This window comes from Kineococcus vitellinus (genome assembly GCF_009906315.1).
Classification (GTDB): domain Bacteria; phylum Actinomycetota; class Actinomycetes; order Actinomycetales; family Kineococcaceae; genus Kineococcus; species Kineococcus vitellinus.
This window is the reverse complement of record NZ_JAAALL010000406.1, coordinates 1-2,988: the sequence shown is the minus strand read 5'-3', so window position 1 is coordinate 2,988 and position 2,988 is coordinate 1. Positions and strand designations below refer to the sequence as shown.

The following is a 2,988-nucleotide window of genomic DNA, read 5'->3' as shown; positions in this document are numbered from 1 at the left end:
CCCGCCGTGCCCAGCCAGGACCCCACCGCCGGCACCAGCGCCAGCCCCGACCCCGGCACCGGGGGCGGCACCGGCGCGCCCGCGCCCGGCGCCCCGGCGGCCGCCGACGGCGAGCTGACCGTCGTCCTCGACGACGGCGCGGGCACGAGCACGACGTGGACGCTGACCTGCTCCGCCGACGGCACCGCGGGCGGGGACCACCCCGACGCGGCGGCCGCGTGCGCCGCGCTGGGCGCCCTCGCCGACCCCTTCGCCCCCGTGCCGCGCGGCACGGCCTGCACGCAGGTCTACGGCGGGCCGCAGCGGGCGAGCGTGAGCGGCCGCTGGGCCGGCCGGGACGTCTCCGCCACCTTCGAGCGCACCGACGGCTGCGAGATCTCGCGCTGGGACCGCCTGGCGGCGCTGCTGCAGCCGGGGGCGGGCGCGCCGACCCCGCTGGGACCCGCCTGAGGATCCTCCAATCCGCCCGCGCGGCGGCTCCGAACCTCCCGTGTCAGTACACGACGACACCGTCGCACGACGACACCGTCACGACGACACTGGAGACGCCGATGTTCAAGAAGTCGCTCGTCATCGACATGATCAACCGCAGCTCCGAGACGCCGGCCGACCGCAGGAACTTCCTGCGCGGCATGGGCCTGCTGTCGGCCGGTGCCGTCGGCGCCGGCCTGGTCGGCGCGAACGCCACCTCCGCGCAGGCCGCGGCGGCCGCCGCCCCCAGCGAGGGCAGCGTCCTGAACTTCGCGCTGAACCTGGAGTACCTGGAGGCGGAGTTCTACTGCTACGCCGCCTTCGGCCACGGCCTGGCCGACTCCATGGCCACCGGCACCGGCACGATGGGCGGTGTCACCGGCGGGCACCGTGTGCCCTTCAAGAGCAAGGCGATGCGCTACTACGCCGAGGAGATCGCCGGCGACGAGATCGCCCACGTGAACTTCCTGCGCAAGGCCCTCGGGGGCAGCGCCGTCTCCCGCCCGGCCATCGACCTGCAGAGCTCCTTCACCGCCGCCGCCGTCGCCGCCGGGGTCATCGAGCAGGGGCAGAGCTTCGACCCGTTCTCCTCCGAGGAGTTCTTCCTGCTCGGCGCGTTCCTCTTCGAGGACGTCGGGGTGACCGCCTACAAGGGCGCTGCCCCGCTCATCTCCACCCCCGCCTACCTGGAGGCCGCCGCGGGCATCCTCGCCGTCGAGGCCTACCACTCCGGCATCGTGCGCACGCTGCTGTACCAGAACGGCCTCGCCGTGCCCACCAACCTCATCTCCGACGCGCGCGACGCCCTCGACGGCGGCGGCGCGGACAAGGACCAGGGCATCACCGTGGGCGAGGGCGGGCGGGCGAACCTCGTCGCCGCCGACGCGGACGCGATCGCCTTCAGCCGCACCCCGCAGGAGGTGCTGAACATCGTGTACCTGACCCCGGGTGCGGGTGTGAGCAGGGGCGGGTTCTACCCCGCCGGCCTCAACGGCGAGATCGCCACGAGCTGACCCGCACGAGCCGACCACCAGACCAGGAGAATCCCGTGCACAAGAAGCTCACCAGCGCCGCCGTGGCCGTCCTCGTCGGCCTCGGGACCGCGGCCGTCGCCGCCGCCCCCGCCCAGGCCGCCGCCGGTTTCGCGTTCGACGACCGCATCTCCGGCGCGGACCGGTTCGCCACCGCCGTCGCCGCCTCCAAGCTGCTGAACCCCGCCGACGGGACCACCGCCGACGCCGTCGTCGTCAACGGCTACGCCACCGTCGACGGGCTCACCGCCTCCTACCTCGCGGGCCTGCGCAGCGCCCCGATCCTCTACACCGACGTGCCCGGCGTCCCGGCCGCCACCGCCGCCGAGCTCGAGCGCCTCGGCGTCGAGCACGTGTGGATCGTCGGCGGCACGAACCGGGTGCCGCAGGCGCAGGAGGACGCCTGGGAGGCCGACGGCGTGGAGGTCACCCGCCTCGCCGGCGCCGACCGCTACGCCACCGCGGCGGCGGTCGCCACCGCCGACGACCAGGGCGCCCCCGAGCAGGTGTTCATCGCCAGCGGGACCTCGACGGCCGACGCGCTGGCCGCCGGGCCGGTGGCGTGGGCGAGGAACTACCCGATCCTGCTCACCGAGGCCGGCGGCGTCCCCGCCGCCACGGCGCAGGCGCTGGAGGACCTCGGGACGGGCAACCGCGTCGTCCTCGGCGGTCCGGGGTCGATCTCGGAGAGCACCTACGCCGCGCTCGGCGGCCGCGAGCGCATCGCCGGCGCGGACCGCCAGGAGACCGCGGCGAAGATCGCCGACGACGTGATCGCCGACGACGGCTTCGACCCCCAGAGCATCGCGCTCGTCGGCGGCACGGACGCCACCGCGGCCGACGCGCTCTCCGCCGCCCCGGTCGCGGGTGCCGGCGGCGTGCCGCTGGTCTTCACCGGTTTCGACGGCGGTCTGGGCACCGGCACCACGGCCTACCTGTCGGCGCGCAAGGCGAACTACACGACCTCCGGCGACGGCTGGGTGTTCGGCGGGGAGTCCTCCGTCCGCCAGAGCACGGTCGACGCGGCCACGGCCGCCGTCCAGTAGCCGCACCCCGGACGCCGCCGGAGGGCAGGAGCCGCACCCCCTCCGGCGGTTCCGCGCGCCCGCCGCCGCACCCGGGCCGGGTCCCGCGGCCGGGTCAGCCCCCGGCCGCGGAGCGGGCGGCCCGGGTGCGCAGCGCCTGCACCGCGACGAGCAGGGCCGCTCCCGCCGCGCACGCCGCACCCGCCGGCGCACCGCCCGCGTCGACCGCGTGCCCGGCCAGCGCCGCACCCACCGCCGACCCCGCGGCGCTCGCCGAGGACTGCCACGTCAGCGCCCGGGTGAGCGCACCCGCCGGCACGGCCGCCTCGGTGAGCAGGGCGGCCGCGACGAGCACCGCGGGCGTCACCAGACCCGCGAGCGCGAGCGCGGCAGCGGGGGCGACGGGGCGGCCCACCGGCACCACCACCAGCAGCGCGGCCGCCGCGGCCGCACCGGCGAGC

At 76.7% G+C, this 2,988-nt stretch carries 3 protein-coding genes and 1 pseudogene; 3 read left to right on the top strand and 1 reads right to left on the bottom strand.

Going from position 1 to position 2,988, the window contains the following annotated elements:
* The 3 genes from GTQ99_RS21625 to GTQ99_RS21615 form a co-directional block, all read left to right on the top strand.
* Positions 1-450: SSI family serine proteinase inhibitor (locus tag GTQ99_RS21625; RefSeq protein ID WP_205707982.1), on the top strand; the 450-nt coding region annotated here is incomplete at its 5' end.
* A gap of 101 nt (positions 451-551) precedes the next feature.
* Complete coding sequence (locus GTQ99_RS21620) at positions 552-1,484, top strand: ferritin-like domain-containing protein (RefSeq protein WP_166617757.1); 933 nt, start codon at positions 552-554, stop codon at positions 1,482-1,484.
* Positions 1,485-1,519: 35 nt separating this feature from the next.
* A complete protein-coding gene (locus GTQ99_RS21615; protein WP_166617756.1) occupies positions 1,520-2,548 on the top strand; it encodes a cell wall-binding repeat-containing protein in 1,029 nt (342 codons plus the stop codon).
* A 94-nt stretch (positions 2,549-2,642) separates the two neighbouring features.
* Here the strand turns inward: GTQ99_RS21615 and GTQ99_RS21610 are convergent.
* Positions 2,643-2,988, bottom strand: a pseudogene (locus GTQ99_RS21610) (MFS transporter); the annotation flags it as partial.